At 71.4% G+C, this 22,563-nt stretch carries 15 protein-coding genes and 1 pseudogene; 10 read left to right on the top strand and 6 right to left on the bottom strand.

Annotation, left to right across the window (positions count from 1 at the left end; all coding sequences use genetic code 11):
• The first annotated feature begins 86 nt into the window (after positions 1-86).
• Positions 87-1,442, top strand: coding sequence for an NAD(P)/FAD-dependent oxidoreductase (locus ACZ60T_RS02995; RefSeq protein ID WP_469663902.1), 1,356 nt, complete (start codon positions 87-89; stop codon positions 1,440-1,442).
• 78 nt (positions 1,443-1,520) lie between these two features.
• Positions 1,521-3,107 (top strand): phytoene desaturase family protein, encoded by a 1,587-nt coding sequence (locus ACZ60T_RS02990; protein ID WP_469663900.1) that lies wholly within the window; start codon positions 1,521-1,523, stop codon positions 3,105-3,107.
• A gap of 69 nt (positions 3,108-3,176) precedes the next feature.
• Here the strand turns inward: ACZ60T_RS02990 and ACZ60T_RS02985 are convergent, their stop codons facing one another.
• The gene (locus ACZ60T_RS02985) at positions 3,177-4,982 is read right to left on the bottom strand and encodes a serine hydrolase domain-containing protein (protein WP_469663898.1); all 1,806 of its coding nucleotides are present in this window, start codon (positions 4,980-4,982) and stop codon (positions 3,177-3,179) included.
• A 229-nt stretch (positions 4,983-5,211) separates the two neighbouring features.
• Between ACZ60T_RS02985 and ACZ60T_RS02980 the strand changes: the two genes are divergently transcribed.
• Positions 5,212-6,717 (top strand): acyl-CoA synthetase, encoded by a 1,506-nt coding sequence (locus ACZ60T_RS02980; protein ID WP_469663896.1) that lies wholly within the window; start codon positions 5,212-5,214, stop codon positions 6,715-6,717.
• A gap of 2 nt (positions 6,718-6,719) precedes the next feature.
• Here the strand turns inward: ACZ60T_RS02980 and paaK are convergent, their stop codons facing one another.
• Positions 6,720-8,015: a phenylacetate--CoA ligase PaaK gene (paaK, locus tag ACZ60T_RS02975; protein WP_365630222.1), complete on the bottom strand. Its 1,296-nt coding sequence runs from the start codon at positions 8,013-8,015 to the stop codon at positions 6,720-6,722.
• A 208-nt stretch (positions 8,016-8,223) separates the two neighbouring features.
• Here paaK and ACZ60T_RS02970 point away from each other — a divergent pair, with 208 nt between their 5' ends.
• The 4 genes and pseudogenes from ACZ60T_RS02970 (at position 8,224) to ACZ60T_RS02955 (ending at position 11,141) form a co-directional block, all read left to right on the top strand.
• Complete coding sequence (locus tag ACZ60T_RS02970) at positions 8,224-9,060, top strand: alpha/beta fold hydrolase (RefSeq protein ID WP_469663894.1); 837 nt, start codon at positions 8,224-8,226, stop codon at positions 9,058-9,060.
• A gap of 130 nt (positions 9,061-9,190) precedes the next feature.
• Positions 9,191-9,434 (top strand): annotated as a pseudogene (locus ACZ60T_RS02965) (DUF397 domain-containing protein).
• Between the two features lie 164 nt (positions 9,435-9,598).
• Positions 9,599-10,516: a universal stress protein gene (locus ACZ60T_RS02960; RefSeq protein WP_469663892.1), complete on the top strand. Its 918-nt coding sequence runs from the start codon at positions 9,599-9,601 to the stop codon at positions 10,514-10,516.
• Positions 10,517-10,643: 127 nt separating this feature from the next.
• Positions 10,644-11,141: a hypothetical protein gene (locus ACZ60T_RS02955; RefSeq protein WP_365630235.1), complete on the top strand. Its 498-nt coding sequence runs from the start codon at positions 10,644-10,646 to the stop codon at positions 11,139-11,141.
• A gap of 68 nt (positions 11,142-11,209) precedes the next feature.
• On the opposite strand, the gene ACZ60T_RS02950 is transcribed toward ACZ60T_RS02955, so the two are convergent.
• Positions 11,210-13,186 (bottom strand): N-acetylmuramoyl-L-alanine amidase, encoded by a 1,977-nt coding sequence (locus ACZ60T_RS02950; RefSeq protein ID WP_469663891.1) that lies wholly within the window; start codon positions 13,184-13,186, stop codon positions 11,210-11,212.
• Between the two features lie 267 nt (positions 13,187-13,453).
• On the bottom strand, positions 13,454-14,584 hold the full coding sequence (locus ACZ60T_RS02945; RefSeq protein WP_365630241.1) for an aminoglycoside phosphotransferase family protein: 1,131 nt from the start codon (positions 14,582-14,584) through the stop codon (positions 13,454-13,456).
• A gap of 233 nt (positions 14,585-14,817) precedes the next feature.
• On the opposite strand from ACZ60T_RS02945, the gene ACZ60T_RS02940 reads away from it, so the two are divergent.
• Positions 14,818-16,317 (top strand): DNA-binding protein NsdB, encoded by a 1,500-nt coding sequence (locus tag ACZ60T_RS02940; RefSeq protein ID WP_365630244.1) that lies wholly within the window; start codon positions 14,818-14,820, stop codon positions 16,315-16,317.
• 53 nt (positions 16,318-16,370) lie between these two features.
• On the opposite strand, the gene ACZ60T_RS02935 is transcribed toward ACZ60T_RS02940, so the two are convergent.
• Together ACZ60T_RS02935 and ACZ60T_RS02930 are read right to left on the bottom strand one after the other, a co-directional pair.
• On the bottom strand, positions 16,371-17,771 hold the full coding sequence (locus ACZ60T_RS02935) for a PP2C family protein-serine/threonine phosphatase (protein WP_469663888.1): 1,401 nt from the start codon (positions 17,769-17,771) through the stop codon (positions 16,371-16,373).
• 191 nt (positions 17,772-17,962) lie between these two features.
• A complete protein-coding gene (locus ACZ60T_RS02930; RefSeq protein ID WP_365630250.1) occupies positions 17,963-19,060 on the bottom strand; it encodes a baeRF3 domain-containing protein in 1,098 nt (365 codons plus the stop codon).
• A gap of 88 nt (positions 19,061-19,148) precedes the next feature.
• Between ACZ60T_RS02930 and ACZ60T_RS02925 the strand changes: the two genes are divergently transcribed.
• Both ACZ60T_RS02925 and asnB read left to right on the top strand, forming a co-directional pair.
• Positions 19,149-20,405 (top strand): arginine deiminase, encoded by a 1,257-nt coding sequence (locus tag ACZ60T_RS02925; RefSeq protein ID WP_469664739.1) that lies wholly within the window; start codon positions 19,149-19,151, stop codon positions 20,403-20,405.
• 308 nt (positions 20,406-20,713) lie between these two features.
• Positions 20,714-22,555: an asparagine synthase (glutamine-hydrolyzing) gene (gene asnB / locus ACZ60T_RS02920; protein WP_469663886.1), complete on the top strand. Its 1,842-nt coding sequence runs from the start codon at positions 20,714-20,716 to the stop codon at positions 22,553-22,555.
• Positions 22,556-22,563: the final 8 nt, after the last annotated feature.

Raw genomic sequence — 22,563 nt, 5'->3', positions numbered from 1 at the left:
CGCAGGTGAGAGGCGTTACGGATGCGGACTCGGGCGCGGTTCCCTAGCGTGGCAGGCATCGGCGTCTCCGTCAGGAGGGACCTCTCATGGCCGTGCCCCGGATCGTGATCGTCGGTGGCGGATTCGCCGGGATGGAGACCGCGCGCAGACTCGAGCGGATCCTCAAGCCCGCCGAGGCCGAGCTGCGGCTCGTCACGCCCTACGCCTACCAGCTCTATCTGCCCCTGCTGCCCCATGTCGCCTCGGGGATCCTCACCCCGCAGTCGGTCGCGGTCCCACTGCGCCGGCTGCTGCACCGCACGGTCATCGTGCCCGGCGGGGCGGTCGGCATCGACCCCGGCGCCAAGGCCGTGGTCGTACGCAAGATCAACGGTGAGACGAGCGTCGAGCACTACGACTACCTGGTGCTGGCGCCGGGCAGCGTGACGCGGCAGTTCGACATCCCCGGCGTGGACCAGCACGCGGTCGGCATGAAGACGCTCGCCGAGGCGGCCTGGGTCCGCGACCATGTCATCTCCCAGCTCGACCTCGCGTCGGCCAGCTCCGACCCGTTCGAACGCGAGACCAGGCTCCAGTTCGTGGTCGTCGGCGGCGGCTACGCGGGTACCGAGACCGCCGCCTATCTGCACCATCTGACCACCGCCGCGGTCCAGCGCTATCCGGGCCTGGACCCGGCGCTCATCAAGTGGCACCTGATCGACATCGCCCCCCGGCTCATGCCCGAACTCGGTGAGCGGCTCGGCGCGAAGGCCCTCGCCATCCTGGAACGGCGCGGCCTGAACATCTCCCTCGGGGTCTCCGTCGCGGAGGTCACCCGCAACACCGTCACCTTCACCGACGGCCGCACGCTGCCCTGCCACACCCTGATCTGGACGGCGGGCGTCGCGCCCAGCCCGCTGATCGCCACCCTGGACGCCGAGACCAACCGGGGCCGTCTGATCGTCCGGCCGGACCTCACCGTGCCGGGCCTGGACGGGGTCCTCGCCCTCGGGGACGCCGCCGCGGTACCCGACCTCGCCAAGGGCGACGGCGCGATCTGCCCGCCGACCGCCCAGCACGCCATGCGCCAGGGCTGGACCGCAGCGAAGAACGTGGCGGCGTCGCTGCGCGGCGCGCCCCTGACCGAGTACCGGCACAAGGACCTCGGACTGGTCGTCGACCTCGGCGGCGTCCAGGCCGTCTCCAAGCCGCTCGGCCTGGAACTGACCGGCGCGCCCGCCCAGGCCGTCGCCCGCGGCTACCACCTGGGGGCCCTGCGCACGGTCCCGGCCCGGCTGCGCACCCTGACGAACTGGACGCTCAACGCCCTCGCGAGCTTCGATTTCGTCCGCATCGGCTTCCAGGCGGGCCGCCCCGCCACGCTCAAGGACTTCGAGCGCACGGACGCCTATCTGACACCCGACCTGATCCTCTCGCACACGGCGCAGAAGTCGGTGAGCTGAGCCGGGGTACGACGCCCTTCGGCGCCACCCCGGCCCGACCCTGGCCGACCGGGATCAGCGCGTGCTACGAAGAACCCCATGCCTGCACACGACGGATACGACGCCGTGATCGTCGGCGGTGGCCACAACGGTCTGGTCGCCGCGGCCTGTCTCGCGCGGGCCGGACGGTCCGTACTGGTCCTCGAACGCCTCGACCACACCGGGGGCGCCGCCGTCTCCACACGGCCGTTCGCCGGGCTCGACGCACGGCTGTCGCGGTACTCCTACCTGGTCAGCCTGTTGCCCCCGAAGATCGTGCGCGACCTGGAGCTGGACTTCCGGGTACGGGCGCGCACGGTGTCCTCGTACACCCCGGTCGAGCGCGCCGGGCGTCCCACCGGGCTGCTCGTCGGCGGCGGCGAGCGGCGCACCCGCGAGGCGTTCGCCCGGCTCACCGGATCCGACCGGGAGTACACGGCCTGGCAGCGCTTCTACGGGATGACGGCGGGCGTCGCCCGGCGGGTCTTCCCCACGCTCACCGAACCCCTGCCCACCCGGGGCGAGTTGCGGCGCCGCATCGACGACGAGGAGGCCTGGCGGGCGCTGTTCGAGGAGCCCCTCGGTGTCGCCGTCGAACGGTACTTCGCCGACGACCTGGTGCGCGGTGTCGTCCTCACCGACGCGCTCATCGGCACCTTCGCGGACGCCCATGACCCCTCGCTGCGGCACAACCGCTGCTTCCTCTACCACGTCATCGGCGGCGGCACCGGGGCCTGGGACGTCCCGGTGGGCGGCATGGGCGCACTCACCGACGCCCTCGCGAGGTCCGCGCGCGCCGCGGGAGCGGTGATCGCCACCGGGCGGGAGGCCGTACGGATCGAGACCGACGGACACGCCGCCGAGGTCACGTACCGCGGCGCGGACGGCGAGGGCGTCGTCGCGGCCCGGCACGTCCTGGTCAACGCCTCGCCGCAGGAGCTGGCCCGGCTCACCGGCGACACCCCGCCCGCCCCGGCCGAAGGCGCCCAGCTCAAGGTGAACATGCTGCTCACCCGGCTCCCGGCACTGCGCGACACCGCCGTGGACCCGCGCGAGGCGTTCGCCGGGACCTTCCACGTCGCCGAGGGCTACGGCCAACTGGCCACCGCCCACGCCCAGTCGGCCGCGGGTGAACTGCCCACCGCGCCGCCCTCGGAGATCTACTGCCACTCGCTCACCGACCCGACCATCCTCGGCCCCGACCTCGTGGAGCGGGGCTACCAGACCCTCACCCTCTTCGGCCTCCACACCCCCGCGCGCCTGTTCGCGGGCGACAACGACCGGGTACGGGAGGAGTTGCTGAAGTCGACGCTGGCACAGCTCGACGCCCACCTGGCCGAGCCGATCGAGAGCTGCCTGGCCACCGACGCGGACGGGCGCCCCTGCATCGAGGCGAAGACCCCGCTCGACCTGGAGCGCGAACTGCGGCTGCCCGGCGGCAACATCTTCCACCGCGAGCTGGCCTGGCCGTACGCCCAGGAGAGCACGGGCCGTTGGGGCGTGGAGACCCGGCACGCGAACGTCCTGCTGTGCGGCGCGGGCGCGGTGCGCGGTGGCGGGGTGAGCGGGGTGCCGGGGCACAACGCGGCGATGGCGGTGCTGGAGGGGTGCGCCCGGCCCACCGACCGGCCGACGGCCGGGGCCTGACCGATCGGTGGGACGCGGAGGGCCGACCGCCGGACGTCGGCGGAGGGCAGAACCGACGGCCTCCCGGTGTCAGTCGGTCGACGCGGTCCAGCCCTTCGCCTCGATCCGCGTCGCGTCCGCCGGTCGCATGCCGTCGAACACGACCCGCCCACCGGCCTCGACCTTCAGCCCGTCCACGTACACGCCCCGTCCCACGTACAGCGTGTCGGTCGCGTACCGCCACCGCAGAGTGAGCCGGGCCGTCGTCGGCAGGTGTGCGCTGAGCTGGTGCCACACGCGTCCCGACCAGCCGGTGACCGAGCCGGACGGATGCTCCTCGGAGTCCCGGCCGCCGCGTGCCGTGGTGAACGGCACCGCCTCCCAGGTCGCGCCGCCGTCGCGGGAGGCCTCCAAGTGGGCCGCGTCCGAGGCCGGTTCGGTGTCCCACCACAGGTCGCACCGGAGCCGGGCGTCACCGCTACGGGTGTCCAGCGCGGGCAGCGTGAGCGTCGCCGAGGTGGCGCTGGCCATGCCGGAGAACCACGCCGTACGTCCGCGTGTCGGCCGGACGGCCACCGCCCGCGCCAGGTTGTTCCCCGCGGCCACCCGGGGCGCCGAACCGGACCGCCAATTGCGCACGGGATGCACGGAGTTGCCCAGCACCACGAGGAACGTGTCGGTGCTCGGGTCGAGGACGAGGCAGGTGCCCGTGAAGCCGGTGTGCCCCGCCGTGCGCGGCGTGGCCATCGCGCCCATGTACCAGTGCTGGTAGAGCTCGAAGCCCAGCCCGTGGTTCTGGCCCGGGAACGCGGTGTTGAAGTCGGTGAACATCAGGTCCACGGACGCGGGTTCCAGGATGCGCGCGCCGCCGTACGCGCCGCCGTTCAGCAGCGTCCGGCCGAGCACCGCGAGGTCCCACGCGCTGGAGAACACCCCCGCGTGCCCCGCCACCCCGCCGAGGCTGTAGGCGTTCTCGTCGTGCACCTCTCCCCAGACGAGCCCGCGGTCGAGTCCGGACCAGGGCTTGCGGGCGTCCTCCGTCGCCGCGATCCGCGGCTTCCAGGAGGCGGGCGGGTTGTAGCGGGTGCTGCTCATGCCGAGGGGAGCGGTGATCTCCTTGCGCAGCAGGGCGTCCAGCGGCTGACCGGTGATCTCCTCAAGGACGAGCTGGAGGGAGATCAGGTTCAGATCCGAGTAGAGGTAGGCCGTGCCGGGCGGGTTCAGCGGCGCCTCGTCCCAGATGAGTCGGAGCTTGCCCTCGCGGGTGGGCGCGTCGTAGAGGGGGATCCAGGCGCGGAACCCCGAGGTGTGGGTGAGGAGTTGGCGGATCGTGATGTCCTGCTTGCCCGCGCCGCTGAACTCCGGCAGGTAGGAGGCGACCTTGGCCTCCAACTTCAGTGCGCCGCGCTCCAGTTGCTGGACGGCGAGGATCGAGGTGAACAGCTTGGAGACGGACGCCAGGTCGAAGACCGTGTCCTGGGCCATGGGGATCTGCTGCTCGGCGGGCAGCTCGACTCCGGTGTCGGTCTTCTCGTCGTACGCCGAGTAGCGCACCGCCGAACCGATCGGCTCGTGCAGGGCCACGGTGGCGCCCCGCCCGGCGAGCAGTACGGCACCCGCGTACCAGGGGTGTGTGGGGGAGGGGTCGAGGTAGGTCTTCGCGTCGGTGACCAGGCGCCGCAACTGCTCGGGGAGCAGCTCCGCCTGCTGGGCGGAGCCGCGCCGCAGCACGGGGCGGCCGGACTTCTCGGGCGCGGCCGTGGCCGTGTCGGCGTCCGTGTCCGCCGCCGCGGCCGGGGCGGCGCCGAGTGGCGCGAGGATCAGCGCACCGCCCAACGCTGCCGTGACGCCACCGAGTTGACGTCTCGTCAGTCCGTGGTCCGCACTCTCTGTCATGTGAGGCCTCCTGCCGCGTCGCCTGAAAGAAACTTTCCGGAACCGCTGTGCAGAGTGAAAGATTCATGTCAGTGGGAGGGTGTGTCAAGAAGCCGGCGCCCCGCGCGGGCCGGTCCCACCCATCAGGGGGGAACGCCCGCCTGCCCGGCCCTTGACCTTCCGCGCGGGACGCCGCAAGGATCACGTCAGGGTCCGGGCGAACCGAGCCCACCTCACGGAGGAGCACGGCATGACGGCGGGACGAAGTGTCACGGTCGACAGCATGCTGCGGCGCAGCGCCCGGCGTACCCCGGAGCGCGTCGCGGTCCGCTACCGCGAACGGACCTGGACCTACGCGGCACTTGACGACGCGGTGTCCCGCGCCGCGCGCGTCCTGCGTGAGACCGGTCTCGCCCCCGGTGACCGGGTCGGCGCCTTCGGGTACAACTCCGACGCGTATCTGATCGGCTTCCTGGCCTGCGCCCGCGCCGGGTTGGTGCACGTACCGGTCAACCAGAACCTGACCGGCGACGACTTGGCCTACATCATCGAGCAGTCCGGCTGCTCCCTCGTCCTCGCGGACCCGGACCTCACCCGCCAACTTGCCGAGCGCGTACAGGTGTTGCCACTGCGCGACGCGGACGACTCACTGCTCGCGCGACTGGCCACGGCAGAGGCGTACGACGGTGCGGAGCCGCGCGGCGAGGACCTGGTCCAACTCCTCTACACCTCCGGTACGACCGCCCAGCCCAAGGGCGCGATGATGACCCACGGCGCGCTGGTGCACGAGTACCTCAGCGCGATCGCGGCCCTCGATCTGCGCGCGGACGACCGGCCGGTGCACTCGCTGCCGCTCTACCACTCCGCGCAGATGCATGTCTTCCTGCTGCCCTGCCTCGCCGTGGGCGCGGAGAACACCATCCTGGACGCGCCGGACGGGGACCAGCTCTTCGACCTGATCGAGACGGGCCGCGCGGACAGCCTGTTCGCGCCGCCCACCGTGTGGATCGGCCTCGCGGGCCGCCCCGACTTCACCACCCGCGACCTGAGCGGACTGCGCAAGGCCTACTACGGCGCCTCGATCATGCCCGTGGCCGTCCTGGAACGCCTGACGGAACGTCTGCCCGAACTCGCCTTCTACAACTGCTTCGGACAGAGCGAGATCGGCCCGCTGGCCATGGTCCTCGGCCCGAAGGAGCACACCGGGCGCATGGACTCCTGCGGACGCCCGGTGCTGTTCGTGGAGGCGCGGCTCGTCGACGAGTCGGGCGAGGACGTGCCGGACGGGGAACGGGGCGAGATCGTCTACCGCTCACCGCAGTTGTGCGACGGATACTGGGACAGACCCGAGGAGAGCGCCGACGCCTTCCGCGGCGGCTGGTTCCACTCCGGCGACCTCGCCGTCAAGGACACCGACGGCTACTTCACCATCGTGGACCGGGTCAAGGACGTCATCAACTCCGGTGGCGTACTGGTCGCTTCACGTCAGGTCGAGGAAGCCCTCTACACCCACGAGCGGGTGGGGGAGGCCGCGGTGATCGGGCTGCCCGACGAGCGCTGGATCGAAGCGGTCACCGCGGTCGTCGTCCCGCGCGGCGAGGTGACCGAGGCCGAACTCCTCGCCCACGCACGCGAGAAGCTCGCCCCCTTCAAGGCACCCAAGCGGGTGCTGTTCGTGGACGAGCTGCCGCGCAACGCGAGCGGGAAGATCCTCAAGCGAGAGCTGCGGAACCGCTTCGCCGGGGACGGAGACTGACCTCAGCGCGGGCGCTGGTCCACGATGCGCCTGATCTTGCCCACCGACCGCTCCAGCGACTCCGGTTCGACGATCTCGACGCCGACGGAGACCCCGATCCCGTCCTTCACGGCCGCGGTGATGGCCCGCGCCGCCGCCTCGCGCTGCTCGGGCGTGGCACCCGCCCTCGCCTCGGCCCGCACCGTCAGTGAGTCGAGCCGGCCCTCACGCGTGAGCCGGAGCTGGAAGTGCGGCGCCACGCCCGGGGTGCGCAGCACGATCTCCTCGATCTGCGTGGGGAAGAGGTTCACCCCGCGCAGGATGACCATGTCGTCGCTGCGGCCGGTGACCTTCTCCATCCGCCGGAACACACGGGCCGTACCCGGCAGCAGACGGGTCAGATCCCGGGTGCGGTAGCGGATCACGGGCATGGCCTCCTTGGTCAGGGAGGTGAAGACCAGCTCGCCCTCCTCGCCGTCGGGCAGTACCTCGCCGGTGATCGGGTCGACGACCTCGGGGTAGAAGTGGTCCTCCCACACATGCAGACCGTCCTTGGTCTCCACGCACTCCTGCGCCACGCCCGGACCGACGACCTCCGAGAGGCCGTAGATGTCGACCGCGTCGATCGCGAACCGCTCCTCGATCTCGCGCCGCATCTCCCCGGTCCACGGCTCGGCGCCGAAGATCCCCACGCGCAGGGAGGTACTGCGCGGGTCGATGCCCTGGCGCTCGAACTCGTCGAGAAGGGTGAGCATGTACGACGGGGTCACCATGATGATGTCGGGCTTCAGGTCCTGGATGAGCCGTACCTGACGGGCCGTCATGCCACCGGAGGCGGGGATCACGGTGCAGCCGAGGCGTTCGGCGCCGTAGTGGGCGCCGAGGCCGCCGGTGAACAGGCCGTAGCCGTACGCCACATGCACCGTGTCACCGGGCCGACCGCCCGCCGCGCGGATCGAACGGGCCACCATGTCCGACCACATGGACAGGTCGTTCTCGGTGTAGCCGACGACCGTGGGGTGTCCGGTGGTACCGCTGGAGGCGTGGAGCCGCCGTATCCGCTCGCGGGGGACGGCGAACATCCCGTACGGGTAGTTGTCCCGCAGGTCGGCCTTCACCGTGAAGGGGAACCGGGCCAGATCGGCGAGCGTGCGGCAGTCGTCCGGGTGGACCCCGGCCTTGTCGAAGGAGTCGCGGTAGAACGGCACCTGGGTGTACGCGTGCCGCAGTGTGGCCCGCAACCGCTCCAACTGCACGGCCCGTAGCTCCTCGGCGCCGAGTCGTTCCCCGTCGTCCAGCAGGTCTCGCGTATCCGCCATGGGGACGTCTCCCTCGCCCATCACACTCGCCCATCACACCGATTTCGGACGACCGATCATTCGGTCGACTTGTTGGGGATCAGTAATCCAGCCAACCTGGCACAAGGCAAGAGGTCGACGCGAAATTCTCCCCACAGACAGCGTCTGTGGCTGCCCGCGCGGGCAATCCTGTTGCCGTCGGGCCGTCCCGCTCGCGAGGATCGGCGTCATGCCTGTTTACGACGCGTACGACGGAACCCGCCTCGCCTACCACCTGCGCGGAGAGGGGGAACCCCTGGTCGTCCTGCCCGGCGGGCCCATGCGGGCCGGCGCGTATCTCGGGGACCTGGGCGGGCTGGCCGCCCGGCAGCAGCTCGTCCTGCTCGACCTGCGGGGCACCGGGGACTCCGCCTCGCCCGCCGACCCGGCCACGTACCGCTGCGACCGCCTCGTCGACGACGTGGAGGCGCTGCGCGACCATCTCGGCCTCGACCGCATGGACGTCCTCGCCCACTCGGCAGGCGGCAGCCTGGCCCTGCTCTATGCGGCCCGGTATCCGCAACACATCGCGCGGCTCGCCCTGATCACCGCCACGCCCTGGGCCCTCGGCATGCCCGCGACCGCCGAGGACCGGCTCGCGGCGGCCCGGCTGCGCGAGGGCGAGCCCTGGTTCGCGGACGCCTTCCCGGCGTTCGAGGCATGGCTGACCGGGCACGGCGACTTCGACCCCGCCTTCCTGCCCTTCTTCTACGGCCGCTGGGACGCGCGGGCGCAGGCCCACGCGGACGCCGAGGAGGAACAGACCAACGACGCCGCCGCCGACGTCTACGGCTCCGACGGCGCCTACGACCCGCCCGCCACGCGGGCGGCGCTCGCGCGACTCACCGCGCCCGTCCTCGTCCTCGCGGGCGGACTCGACGGCGGACCCCGCCCGGACCTCGCGCGCCGGGTCACCGAGGCCGTCCCGCACGCCGAGTTCGCAGTTCAGGAGGGTGCCGGCCACTACCCGTGGCTGGACGACCCCGACGGGTTCACGGCCCGCGTGGGCGACTTCTTCGCCAAGTGATCGGCCGATCGGGCTCCTGGTCGCGGCGTTCCCGGGACACGACCCGCGGGCATCCCTCCGTGGTGGCCTGTCGGCGGTCGGACACGATCGCTAGGCTGGCCGCGGACGACGAATCGGGAGGAGCACGGACGTGGCCGAGAGCACCACCCAGCGGCAGCCGCTCACCGGCTGGGACAAAACCGGAGCTGGACCTCAGCAACGCCGACTGGCACTCCAGCAGCAGAGGGCTCGGAGATGTCGAGATCGCCTTCATCGAGGGCTTCATCGCCATGCGGAACAGTGGCCGTCCCGAGAGCCCTTCCTTGATCTTCACCCCCGCGGAATGGGGCGCCTTCGTGTCCGGGGCGCGGAAGGGGGAGTTCGACCTGACGTGAGCCCGTAGCAGGGCGCGCGACCGGGACAGCGACCGGTTCGACCGCTCCCCGCGCCCGCGGGGATGGTCCTTCGCGGACACGCGGCCGGTGACCCCGCTCCGGGGCCGTCGAGTACGTCAGGCTGGCCCCGGAACGATCACCGTGTGTGCCGGAGGCGAGAATCCATGAGCACCCTGCCGGTTGTCGCGGCCGTCGACGGATCGGACGACAGCCTGCGCGCCCTGGAGTGGGCCCTGACCGCCGCACGGCTGCGCGAGGCGCCGCTGCGCGTGGTCCATGTACGCCAGTACGCGTCCTGGGCGCAGCCCGACGTCCTCGTCGCCGGTCCGCCGGATCCGGCCGAGGACCCGGTGCTCGACCAGGTACGGGCCGAGCTGGAAGGGCGCGCCGACCGCCCCGTCATGGAGTACCTGTCGCTGGCCGGGGCCGCGGCTGCCGTGCTGCCCGAACTGGGCGGCACCGCTCAGCTTATGGTGCTCGGCTCACGGGGCCGCGGCGGCTTCGCCAGCCTGCTGCTCGGCTCCAGCGGTGTGGCCGCCGCGCGCGACGCCGAGTGCCCGGTGGTCGTGGTGCCGCGCCCGGGACGCGAGGTGCACGCGGGCCCGCCTGTCGAGCCGGGGCCGCGTGTCGTCGTCGGCCTCCAGGTCGACAGCCCCGCCGACGCGACCCTCGCCTTCGCCTTCACGGAGGCGGACCGCCGCGGCGCCCTGGTCCAGGTGATCGCCGCCTACCCGTGGCCCCCGGCCCGCATCTGGACGGCGCCCGGCGAACTCGTTCCCCCGGGTGACGACGAGGACGCCGTGGAGGGCGAGGTCCGGACCCTGGCCGCGAGCCTCCTCGCCCTGCACCGGGAGCGGCACCCGCGGGTGCGGGTCGACCTCGTGACACCGCCCGGCGACGCCGCGGGCCATCTCGTCGCGGCCTCCAAGGACGCCGAACTGGTCGTCGTGGGCCGTCACCGCCGCCGCCTCCTCTCACCCGCCCGCATGATCGGCTCGGTGACCCAGGCCGTACTGCTCCACGCGGCGAGCCCCATCGCGGTGATCCCCCCGACGACGGAACCCGCGCGCACCGACGGGTGACACCACGGGTGGCGGATCGGCAGACGTCGGGTGATCGCGCGCAGGGTCCCGCTCGGCGGCCGTCGAGCGGCTCTGCGCGGGGCCCACCCCAAGTCCCGCTGTCCGCTCGGCCACGTACCATTGCGGCATGTCCTTCCTCCGCCGCCGCAGCGCCACCCCCGCAGGCCCCGACTTCGATGTTCTGGCCATGGATCCGGGGGACTGGCCGGGCAACCTCGGTGCCGGTCTGCTGCCCGCTCCCGACGGCAGTTGCCAGGGTGTGTTCCTGCGCTACGACCTGTTCGGCGGACGCGGACCCGCGATGATCATCGGCAATCTGCCGGAGGGCTCCCCGGCCCGTGAGGTCGCCGAGGGTGAGATCCCCTTCGAGGTGGCCCAGCTCCTTCTCGCGCTCGACAACGACGAGGAGGTCACCGTCGTCGGGACCGAGGACATCCCGGTGATGCAGGGCGACAACCTCCTGATCGTGCGCCGCCTCAAGCTCTCCGAGGGCCGTATCTCCTGCGTCCAGTTCGACCGCAGTGACAACGTCCTGGTGACCATCGCCGCCTGGGACCGCCCCATCACCGACGACCTGTACGTCCTGCTGAAGCCGCTGCCCGCGGAACTCTTCCAGCAGGGCTGAGCGCCCCGGCGTACCGAGAGGGCCGGGACCGTCGAGTGTCCCGGCCCGGCCCTCCCGTCTCGCGCGTGCTACGACGCCGACGGCACCACGTCCACGTCCGCCGCCCGCACGAACGCCACCCGGTGGCCGAACTGGATCTCGTAGTAGCGGTCCTGGCCGGTCACGACCTTGTGCGAGTCCAGGTCGAAGGTGACCGAGTAGTAGTACTCACCCGCCAGCTCGTCACCGACGACGTACTTCTGGCCCGCCGGAAGCCGGTAGGACAGCGGCGAGACCGACTGCACGGGCACACCTGCCGGGTACGCCTCCTTCTCCGGGTACGCCCTGCCGTACACCGGGATGTCCGCGCGGCCGGACTTGGGCGTCACCACCAGCCCGGACGCGTGCACCGCCGTCGACTGCTTCTTCGGGTTCTTGAACCAGGCCTTCTGGCCCAGGTACCAGATCGCCGTCCAGTCCCCGGCGCGGTCGGCGACCGCGTACTGCTGACCGGTGGAGACCCGCGAGGCCACGTCGTTCACGTCGATCGTGGAGTCCTCGCCCCCGGGCCGCAGCCCGATGTCCTTGATCAGCGGTGAGGTGTCGTCCGGCGCGCTGTACAGGCGCACCTCGCTGGAGCCGTGCGACGCGCACAGCTCCCCGGCCGTGGTGCAGCCGGTGTACTCGGGCCGGTTCTTCGCGTAGTCCGGCAGGATCGTCACCAGACCGCCGCCGGGACCCGCCGTGGGGTGGAACGGCTTGCCGAGCAGCTCGAAGTAGTGCCGCCAGTCCCAGTACGGGCCCGGGTCCGTGTGCATGCCCGGGATCGAGGACGTCGTCGGGCCCGGTACGTTCTCGTGGCCCAGGATGTGCTGCCGGTCCAGCGGGATGCCGTTCTTCGCGGCGAGGTACTTCACCAGCCGGGCCGATGAGCGGTACATCGCCTCGGTGTACCAGGTGTCGGGCGCGACCAGGAAGCCCTCGTGCTCGAGGCCGATCGAGCGGGCGTTGACGTCCCAGTTGCCCGCGTGCCAGGACACGTCCTTCGCCTTGACGTGCTGGGCGATGTGCCCGTCCGTCGAGCGCAGGGTGTAGTTCCAGGACACATAGGTCGGGTCCTTGATGAGATTGAGGACGCCGTCCCAGCCGCCTTCGGTGTCGTGGATCACGATGTACTTGATCCGCTGCGACGCGGGCCGGTTCCCCAGGTCGTGGTTGCCGTAGTCGCTGTCCCCGAACTCCTCGTACGGCGCCGGGATCCACTCACAGGACACACTCTTCGGGCACTCGGTCCCGGCCGCGCCCGCCGCGCGCAGTACGGCACGCTTCAACTGGGCGGTGTCGGGCGTCAGTTCGGGCTGAGCGGTCAGTGCGACGTGGTCACCCTTGTCCGTGGTGCGCCGCTCACCCTCGCGCATGACCTGGAACACGTCGTCGGCGTACGTGGCCGCCGTCGCGCGGTCGTCCGCGCCGGAGAACGCCGCCACCGCCCCGTACCACTCGGCCGGGTCGGCGGTCAGCGGCGCGCCGAGGTGCTTCTGGGCGTCGGCGAGCAGCGCGGCACCGCCCGCGATGTTGGCCGCCGGGTCGGTACGCAACCGCTGTGCCGGGATGCCGGTCAGCTCGGCGGCCTTCGGCAACGTCTTCAGCCGGGCCGGGAGTCGCGAGTTCTCGGGGATCTTCGTCGTGGGCAGCAGCGCGGCGCGGGCCTGGTCGCCGCGGGCGTCCTCCGTGCCCTCGCTGTGGTGCGGGGTCTCGGCGAGCGCGGTGCGGGCGTCGGTGAGGTGCATCGGGCCGTAGCCGCCGGTGACACTCGGCGCGCCCGCGTGCGCGTCCCAGCGGGACTGGAGGTAGGAGACACCGAGCAGCACGCTCTGCGGGACGTGGTACTCGGCCGCCGCGGCGGCGAAGGCACCCTGCAGCCCGGCCGAGGGGTGCCGCTCGGGGGCCGGGGCGGCGCCCATCAGCGCGGGCAGCAACAACGCCGCCGAGACGACGGCACCCGCCGCCGTGAGAGCGCGTCTGCGCCCGGCGGTGAGGTGGGGGACGGTGGCGGATCCTCGCAATGCAGCCTCCTGGGACGGTGGGCGCTCTGAGACGTGCGGGGCCGAACGTGCGTCAGTGGTACCGGCTCCCGGACGATCCGTCAATCACGCCCAGACACAGCAGATTTCCCATGTCAGCAGCAACGAAGCCCAGTTTCGCACCGACGCCGACGCGGCCTGCGGGGCGTCAGTGGAGTGGACCAATGACCCACACGGACACGGGTCGAGTCGAAGCGGAGACATGTGTCCCCCGGCCGATTCCGTGGACGCGGGCCTTGTCCCGTCAGCTCAGCGCGTGCCCACCGCCGCTCGTACCGCCCTGCGGGCCATCTGGCAGTCGTCGTGCAACCGCCGTAGCAGGAGGCGCTGTTCCTCGCCGGAGGGCAGGGGGCCCGGCTGGGACGTGCCCAACGGTGCGTCCTGGAGCGAGCGTTGTACCGCCGTCTCGTACCTGCGGATCTCGCGGGTGAGGACGAGCATCAGGTTCACCAGGAACGCGTCGCGTGAGGCCGGGCCCGCCGACTGGGCGATCTGGCTGATCTGGCGCCGGGCCGCCGGGGCGTTGCCGAGGACCGCCCACAGCGTCGCCAGGTCGTACCCGGGCAGATACCAGCCCGCGTGCTCCCAGTCCACGAGGACCGGGCCCGCCGGTGACAGCAGGAGGTTCGACAGCAGCGCGTCGCCGTGGCAGAACTGGCCCATGCCCTGACGCCCCGCCGAGTAGGCGATGTCATGCAGCAGCTTCTGCAGGTCACCCATGTCCCGGTCGGTCAGCATGCCCAGCTCATGGAAGCGCGCGATCCGCTCCGCGTAGTCCAGCGGCGCCTCGAACGTCCCCGCCGGGGGACGCCACGCGTTCAACCGGCAGATCGCGGCCAGCGCCGCCCGGAAGTCGCCGCGTGGCGGTGCCTCCGCCGGATGCCGCTGGAGCGCGGCGACCCGGCCCGGCGCCCGCTCGATCACCAGTGTGCAACTGTCCGGGTCCGCCGCGATCAGCCGCGGCACGCGCACCGGCGGCCGATGCCGGACGAACGCCCGGTATGCCGCTATCTCGTGCCGCATGCGCTCCGACCAGATGGGGGAGTGGTCGAGCAGACACTTGGCGACCGCTGTGGCACGCCCCGTCGTACCGACGATGAGCACGGACCGCCCGCTGCGGCGCAGCACCTGCACCGGAGCGAACTCAGGGCAGATGCGGTGCACCGACATGATGGCGGCCCGCAGTTGCGCGCCCTGCGGGCCGGACAGGTCGATCCGCCCGCTGAGCGACGGGGCGCCGCCCGCCGGCATACGACGTGTCCTCGCGGTACCGAGCACGGGGGCCGCGGGACGCGCGGCGTCGAGTAAGGGGCCGCCGACGCCCGGACGGGAGCGCAGTGACCGGGGCGGGGCGGACACGGAGGACGATGCTGCGTACATAAGGCGAGACAGATCCCTTCGTGTGCCTGCGAGTTCGGCGCCGCCCGCCCCGGCCGCCCAGGCACACCCTGGGGAATGTCCCTGCGGCGACCGGGTCGGGATGGCGCTTTCCTACCTGACACCCGATGCCCCGTGGCACACCATCTGGCGCACCCTGGCGAACCCTGGCGAATAGTCCCGAAGCATCTGACAGAGGGCTACTGTCAACTCAGCCGAGAACCTGGGGGCTTGACGTGAGCGGACAACCCAACACCCGCCTCTCGGACCTGTTCGGCCTGGCCGGCTGGTCCAAGGGCGAACTCGCGAGGCTGGTCAACCGGCAGGCGGCGGCCATGGGCCACCCCCAGTTGGCGACCGACACCTCACGGGTGCGGCGTTGGATCGACATGGGAGAGATCCCGCGCGATCCCGTACCGCGGGTGCTGGCGGCGCTGTTCACCGAGCGACTCGGTCGTGTCGTGACCATCGAGGACCTCGGTCTGGTCCGGCACGGGCGCCCGGGGAGACGGCGTGACGAAGGGCGTGCCCGGCACCCCGACGGCATTCCCTGGGCGCCCGAGCGGACTGCTGCGGTCCTCACCGAATTCACGGGAATGGACCTCATGCTCAACCGACGCGGCTTGGTGGGCGCGGGCGCCGCGCTCGCCGCAGGATCAGCACTCAGCAGCGCCATGCACGACTGGCTGCGCACCGACCCGGCCCTCGCGGCCGACGCTCCCCGCTTCGACGATCCGCTGCACGCCGACCTCGTGGGCTTCGACCGCTACGAGGCCGCACCCATCGGCTCGCAGGAGATCGAGGAACTGGAGCGCTCGGTCGAGGTGTTCCGGGCCTGGGACGCGACGCGTGGCGGCGGACTGCAACGCAAGGCTGTCGTGGGACAGCTCAACGAAGTGGGAGGCATGCTCTCCTACCGACACCCCGACCATCTCCAGCGGCGCCTGTGGGGCGTCGCCGCCAACCTCGCCGTCCTCGCGGGCTGGATGTCGCACGACATCGGTCTGGAGCCCACGGCACAGAAATACTTCGTCATCGCCGCGCACGCGGCCCGTGAGGGCGGCGACCGCCCCCGCGCCGGGGAGGCGCTCTCCCGCGCCGCCCGTCAGATGGTGCATCTCGGCAAGCCCGACGACGCACTCGACCTGATGCAACTCGCCCGGTCCGGCTCCGGCGACCAGGTGCTGCCCCGTACCCAGGCCATGCTCAACACCATCGAGGCGTGGGCGCAGGCCTCGATGGGCAAGGGGCAGGCCATGCGGCGCATGCTCGGCGAGGCCGAGGAGCTGTTCGTCTCGGACAAGGCGGATGTGCCGCCGCCGAGTTGGATGCAGATGTTCGACGAGGCGGATCTGCACGGCATGCAGGCGCTGGCCTACCGCACGCTCGCCGAACACGAGCCGGACGCGGCCGCCGTCGCGCAGCGGCACGCGAAGGAGGCGCTGGAGCTGCGCGGGCCGGGCCGGGACCGGTCGAACATCTTCGACCACATCTCCCTCGCGTCCGCGTGCTTCATCGCCGACGACCCGGAACAGGCGGACCGGTACGCACGGCTGGCCCTGACGTCGATGGGGTCCAACTCCTCCCACCGCACCTGGGATCGGCTGCGCGAGATGTACCGGCTCACCGCGCAGTACGCCGGCTATCCGAAGATCAAGGACCTACGGGAGGAGATCGAACAGGCGCTGCCCAAGGGCCTGCCGAAGCCGAGAGGAAGTAACAACGTGCAGGCGTAGGAGGCCTGAGTGGGCAAAGCACCTTGGTGAGTTGACGTACCGTCAACGTCCTGTCAGGAGACGACCCTGGCGATCAGTACGCAGGCCTCGTCCTCGCGATCGCTCTCGCCGAACTCCTCCACCACGGTCCGTACGCAGTCCTGGGCTGTGCGGGTGGCGCCGAAGCGTGGGGCCAGGTCGAGCAGTCGGTGGACGGCCGCCGTGCCGCTGCCGCGCGGGAGGAGCCCCTCGGTGTGCAGCAGCAGCAGGTCGCCTTCCCGCAGGGTCTCTTCGGCCTGCCCGTAGACCGCTTTGGTGGTCGCCCCGAGCAGGACGCCCTCCGGTGGTGTCAGCACGCGCCCCGTCCCGCCGCGGAACAGCAGTGGGGCGGGGTGTCCTGCCTGGGCCCAGGTCAGGGTGTGGGTGTCAGGGCGGTAGCGGCAACAGGCGGTGCTGCCCAGGGACGACTGGACGGAGGTGTTCAGTAACTGGTTGAGCAGAGACATCAGTTGACCGGGTTCGGTGCCCGCCACGGCCATGCCGCGCAGGGCGCCGATGAGTGTCGCCATGCTCGAAGTGACGGACACACCGCGCCCGGTGAGGTCACCGACGGCGAACAGCACATCCGCGTCCGGCAGTTCGAGTGCGTCGTACCAGTCGCCGATCGCCGTGCTCAGGGAGGAGGAGGGCAGATGGCGGGCCGCCAGGTCGAGCGCTCCGCTGCCCTGGCGGGGCAGTCGCAGGGAGTCACGCCAGGGCGGCAGTACGGCCTCCCGTAACGCGACGGCCGCTTGATGCTCGGCCTGGGCCCGATGCCGCTGGCGTTGCAGCGCGTCATGGGACATGTGTACGGTCCGGCGTCGGCGGCGCAGTTCGCTGACATCCCGCAGGACGGCCCACATCGAGGTGGTGGTGCCGTCGGCGTCGAGTACGGGTTCACCGGTCATATGGACGGTGCGTGTCCCGCCGTCGGGGCGCAGGATCCGGAACTCCCCGTCTATGGGCTTGCCGTCGACCAGGCAGTCCGTGACCATGGCCGCCAGCAGCGGGCGGTCGTCCTCGTGTGCCAGGGCGGGGAGTTCGTCGAGGGTGAGCGCGGGGGTGGCGGGGGCGCGGCCCAGGATCTGGTACAGCTCCCTGGACCAACTCGCCTCGTCGGTCAGCAGGTTCCACTCCGCGCTGCCGACCTGTCTGGGCGAGGAGCCCTCGGACGGGGCCGTGCGGTCGACGGCGAGGGCGGGCAGGCCGTCCCGTAACTGCGCCAAGTGCTGGTCCACATCGCTCAGTTGATGCAGCGTCAGATCGCACAGGGCGCGCTGCCAGCGGGCCGCCGGCTCCGATCCGTCCGTCAGCGCCTCGCGCCGTACCGCGTCGACCTCGTCGCGCAGCCGCCGCGTCTGCGAGATGAGCGCATCGACCGCGCCGCGCTGCGGCGGGCGGACGGATGAGCGATCCGCGGACAGATGGGGCGGCATGACGCACTCCGATACGAGAACGGTTCACGAAGACCGGCTGACGGAAGGGCCGCTAAGACTGTTGCACAGTCGGCGAAGCGCTGTAAGGCGTTTGGCAAGACACGATCCGGTGATGCCTTTGGCATATGCCACCGGCCCGCCGGGGTGTGACCGGCACCTTCGAGCGGCCGGTGTCTCCGTGGCCCGTGTCCTCAGTAGCGCAGCACCCCGGCGATCCCCTGGGCGTCACCCAGCGTCCCGTCCGGGACGAAGCGGACCTCCGCGCCCGTGTCCAGGCAGCGCTCCACGATCTCGTCCACGATGTCCTCGCGTGCGTCGAGATCGCCGCTCTCGGCCGGTACCAGATGGTCACCGGCGTCGTCGCGCACCGTCACGCGGTAGTTCTCCTCGACCGCGAGGAGCCGGATGCGGCCGTCGGAGGCGTTCTGCCAGACCTCGTCCACCCCCGCGGCGAACGTCTTGCGGCCGCGGGCCGCCACCAGCTCGCGGCTGACCGTGTCGACCTCCTTGCGGTCCTGGGCCTCGATCACGGGCTGGATCGCCTGCCACACGGCGTCGGGGGTGCCGTGGGCGAGACCGCCGTGCGGCACCTGGACGGCGTCCTTGGCGAGGGTGCCGACCTCGTCGAGGCAGGACAGCGCCGCCGGTTCGCCGGTGATGTACAGCGGACGCGGGTGCTCGCGCAGCACCGCCTGCATCGCCGTGTCGGCGTCCCGCAGGAAGTGGCGGGTGCCCTCGTCACGGAAGGCGCTCGGCAGATCGCCGATCTGCTCCTGGCGCTCGGCGTCGAAGTTCTCGCGGCTCCTGGACATCGGGAAGGCCCCGATGCGGTCCTCGGCGACGCGTTCGGCGCCGCCGTTCCACAGCGTGACCCGGTCGGCCGAGACCGACAGCACCCAGAACGGCCGCTCGGCGGCCTGCGCGGAGACGAGGTTGCGGGTCAGGAAGGTGTCCGCGAGCACCACGCGCTCGGGCACCGTACGCGCCAGTGACCACACCTGGTGCTCGCCCGGCGCGGCGAAGATGACCAGGCCGTCCTCCGCGTGGGCCAGATCCACCTCCGTGAGGGCCTGCTCGAGCTGCTTGACGACATCGGTGCGCCGCTCCCGGGTGACCCCGGGATCGGCCTCGAGCTGCTTCTTGGCCTCGGCCACCACATTGCGCAGCCGGACCGGATCCTGGGCGTTGTCGGGCTCGCGGCGGTGGGTCGGCGTCAGCACGGACACCGCGGGGTAGTTGCGGGGCCGCCGCAGCTCGGCGAGGGTCGCGGGACTCAGATCGTGCTCCATAGCAGCACGATAGGGCCGATTCACGGATAAGGCATTTGGGGCAATGCGGGACTTTCGCAACAGGCCCTAGAGTCGAGATGTGCGAGATGTGACCGAACAGGACACCCGCCCCGCGTACGGCGTCCACTCCGAGGTCGGCCGGCTGCGCAAGGTGCTCGTCTGCGCGCCCGGTCTCGCCCATCGCAGGCTGACGCCCACCAACGCCGAAGAACTGCTCTTCGACGACGTGATGTGGGTGGAGAACGCCCAGCGCGACCACGCCGCGTTCGTCGGCGAGTTGCGCGGGCGCGGCGTCGAGGTGGTGGAGCTGCACGACCTGCTCGCGCAGACCATGGCCGTCCCCGGAGCGCGGGACTGGCTGCTGGACCGGAAGATCACCGCGAACGAGGTCGGCCTCGGACTGGTCGACACCACGCGCGCCTTCCTGGAGTCCCTCGCCCCCGCACGGCTCGCCGAGTACCTGATCGGCGGCCTCGCGACCACCGACCTGCCCGACGACTACCGCACCGGCCCGCTCACCCTGGCCCGCGAGGCGCCCGACGCGCGCGAGTATCTGATGCCGCCGCTGCCCAACACCCTCTACACCCGTGACACCACGTGTTGGCTGTACGGCGGAGTCACCCTCAACCCGCTGTACTGGCCCGCCCGCCATGACGAGACCCTGCTGATGAAGGCCGTCTACACCTTCCACCCCGACTTCGCGGACTCCACCGTCTGGTGGGGCGACCCCGAACTCGACTGGGGCCAGGCCACGTTCGAAGGCGGGGACATCATGCCGGTCGGCGGCGGCGTCGTCCTGATGGGCATGAGCGAGCGCACCTCACGGCAGGCCATCACCCAGGTCGCCGCGGCCCTGTTTGCGGCCGGTGCCGCCGAACACGTCATCGTGGCGGGCCTGCCGAAGCTGCGCTCGGCCATGCACCTCGACACCGTGTTCACCTTCGCCGACCGGGACCTGGTGACGCTGTACCCGGCCATCATGGACGGCGTCCGCACCTTCTCCCTGCGGCCCGCCGACAGGGCCCCGGGCCTCGTGTGCGCCGACGAGGGCGCGCGCCCCTTCGTGGACGTGGTCGCCAAGGCGCTCGGCCTGCCCGGACTGCGGGTGGTCGAGACGGGCGGCGATGTGTACGCCTCCGAGCGCCAGCAGTGGGACAGCGGCAACAACGCGGTCGCGGTGGAGCCGGGCGTGGTCTTCACCTACGACCGCAACACCCAGACCAACGCGCTGCTGCGCGGGGCGGGGGTGGACGTCGTCACCATCGTCGGCGCGGAGCTGGGCCGGGGCCGGGGTGGCGGGCACTGCATGACCTGCCCGATCGTCCGTGACCCCGTCGAGTTCTGAAGCCGTACGGGAAGGAGCCCGTACGAACTCTTTGCCCATGGCCGAGATGCGACGGCCCCCCTCACGTCGGAGAGCGGTCAGAGAGCCGATCGGTGCGTACACACCGCGTAAAGCGCGGCCGAAACAGGGGGTGTGGCGGGGTCGGGCCGGGGTCCGGCCGAGTTGACCTCCCCGCGTGCGTGACGGACGCTCGATATATAGCTGCTGGATACAACTGTTTGCCCGGAGCAGTCGACTGCTCGGCCGACGGCTTGGTGAAGCCGCAGGTGAGCGCGGTGTTCCCGGTGGACAGGACCGGGAGGTAACGCATGTGCGGCATCACCGGCTGGGTCTCCTACGACCGTGATCTGCGGACCGAGACAGCGACCGTGGACGTCATGACGGAGACCATGGCCTGCCGGGGCCCCGACGACCGCGGCACCTGGATCGAAGGCCCCGCGGCCCTCGGACACCGCAGGCTCGCGATCATCGACCTGACCGGCGGGCGCCAGCCCATGAGCGCGCAGACCCCGGACGGCACCGTCGCGCTCGTCTACTCCGGAGAGGCGTACAACTTCACCGAGCTGCGCCGCGAGCTGACCGACCGAGGGCATCGCTTCACCACCGACTCCGACACCGAGGTGGTCCTGCGCGCCTACCTCGAGTGGGGCGACGCGCTCGCCGAGCGGCTCAACGGCATGTACGCCTTCGCCCTCTGGGACAGCCGCCACGACAAGCTCGTCATGGTCCGCGACCGCATGGGCATCAAGCCCTTCTACTACTACCCGACCCCCGACGGCGTCCTCTTCGGCTCCGAGCCCAAGGCGATCCTCGCCAACCCGCTGGCCCGCGCCCGGGTGACCCTGGACGGGCTGCGGGAACTGTTCGCGATGATCAAGACACCCGGACACGCCGTGTGGGACGGCATGTACGAGGTGGAACCGGGCACCGTCGTCACCGTCGACCGCCAGGGCCTGCACCGCCGGGTCTACTGGCGGCTGGAGACCCGGCCGCACGCCGACGACCGCGCCACCAGCATCGCCACCGTCCGCTCGCTGCTGGAGGACATCGTGCGCCGCCAGCTCGTCGCCGACGTGCCCCGCTGCACGCTGCTCTCGGGCGGCCTGGACTCCTCCGCGATGACCGCCCTGGCCGCGCGGCAGCTCGCCGAGCAGGGCGAGAAGGTACGCAGCTTCGCGGTGGACTTCGTCGGGCAGACCGACAACTTCGTCGCCGACGACCTGCGCGCCACCCCCGACACCCCGTTCGTGCACGACGTGGCCCGCGCCAGCGGCACCGACCACCAGGACATCGTCCTGGACGCGGAGGCCCTCGCCGACCTCGACGCACGGTCCAAGGTGATCCGCGCCCGCGACCTGCCGATGGGCTTCGGCGACATGGACACCTCGCTCTACCTGCTGTTCCAGTCGATCCGCGAGCGCTCCACGGTCGCGCTCTCCGGGGAGTCCGCGGACGAGGTCTTCGGCGGCTACCAGCAGTTCTTCGACGAGGAGGCCCGCCGCGCCGCCACCTTCCCCTGGCTCGTGCGCTTCCGCCGGGACTTCGGCGACGACGTCGGCGTTCTCAGCCCCGCGCTGACCGAGGCCCTGGACCTGCGCGGCTACATCGCCGACAGCTACCGCGGCGCCGTGGCGGGCATCCGGCGCCTGGACGGCGAGAGCGACTTCGAGTACCGGATGCGGCAGATCTGCCACCTCCATCTGACCCGCTTCGTACGGATCCTGCTCGACCGCAAGGACCGCGCGAGTATGGCCGTCGGGCTGGAGGTACGCGTGCCGTACTGCGACCACCGGCTCGTCGAGTACGTCTACAACGCCCCCTGGTCCGTGAAGTCCTTCGACGGCCGGGAGAAGAGCCTGCTGCGGGAGGCGACGGCGGACCTGATCCCGAAGTCCGTCTACGACCGGGTCAAGTCCCCCTATCCCTCGACCCAGGACCCCAAGTACGCGATCGCGCTCCAGGCGCACGTCAAGGACCTCCTCGCCCGCCCCTCGCACCCGGTCTTCGACCTGGTCGACCGGGAACAGGTGCGCCGGGCCGCCCACCCCGACAACCCCCAGACCACCCAGGGCTCCCGCCGCAGTCTCGAACGGACCCTGGACCTGGCGCTGTGGCTGGACCTCTACAAGCCCGAGGTGTCCATCGGGTGAGGCCGCGG

Source organism: Streptomyces sp. NPDC104371, assembly GCF_055583785.1.
The sequence above is the reverse complement of the archived record's forward strand: the minus strand, read 5'-3'. Positions and strand labels throughout refer to the sequence as shown.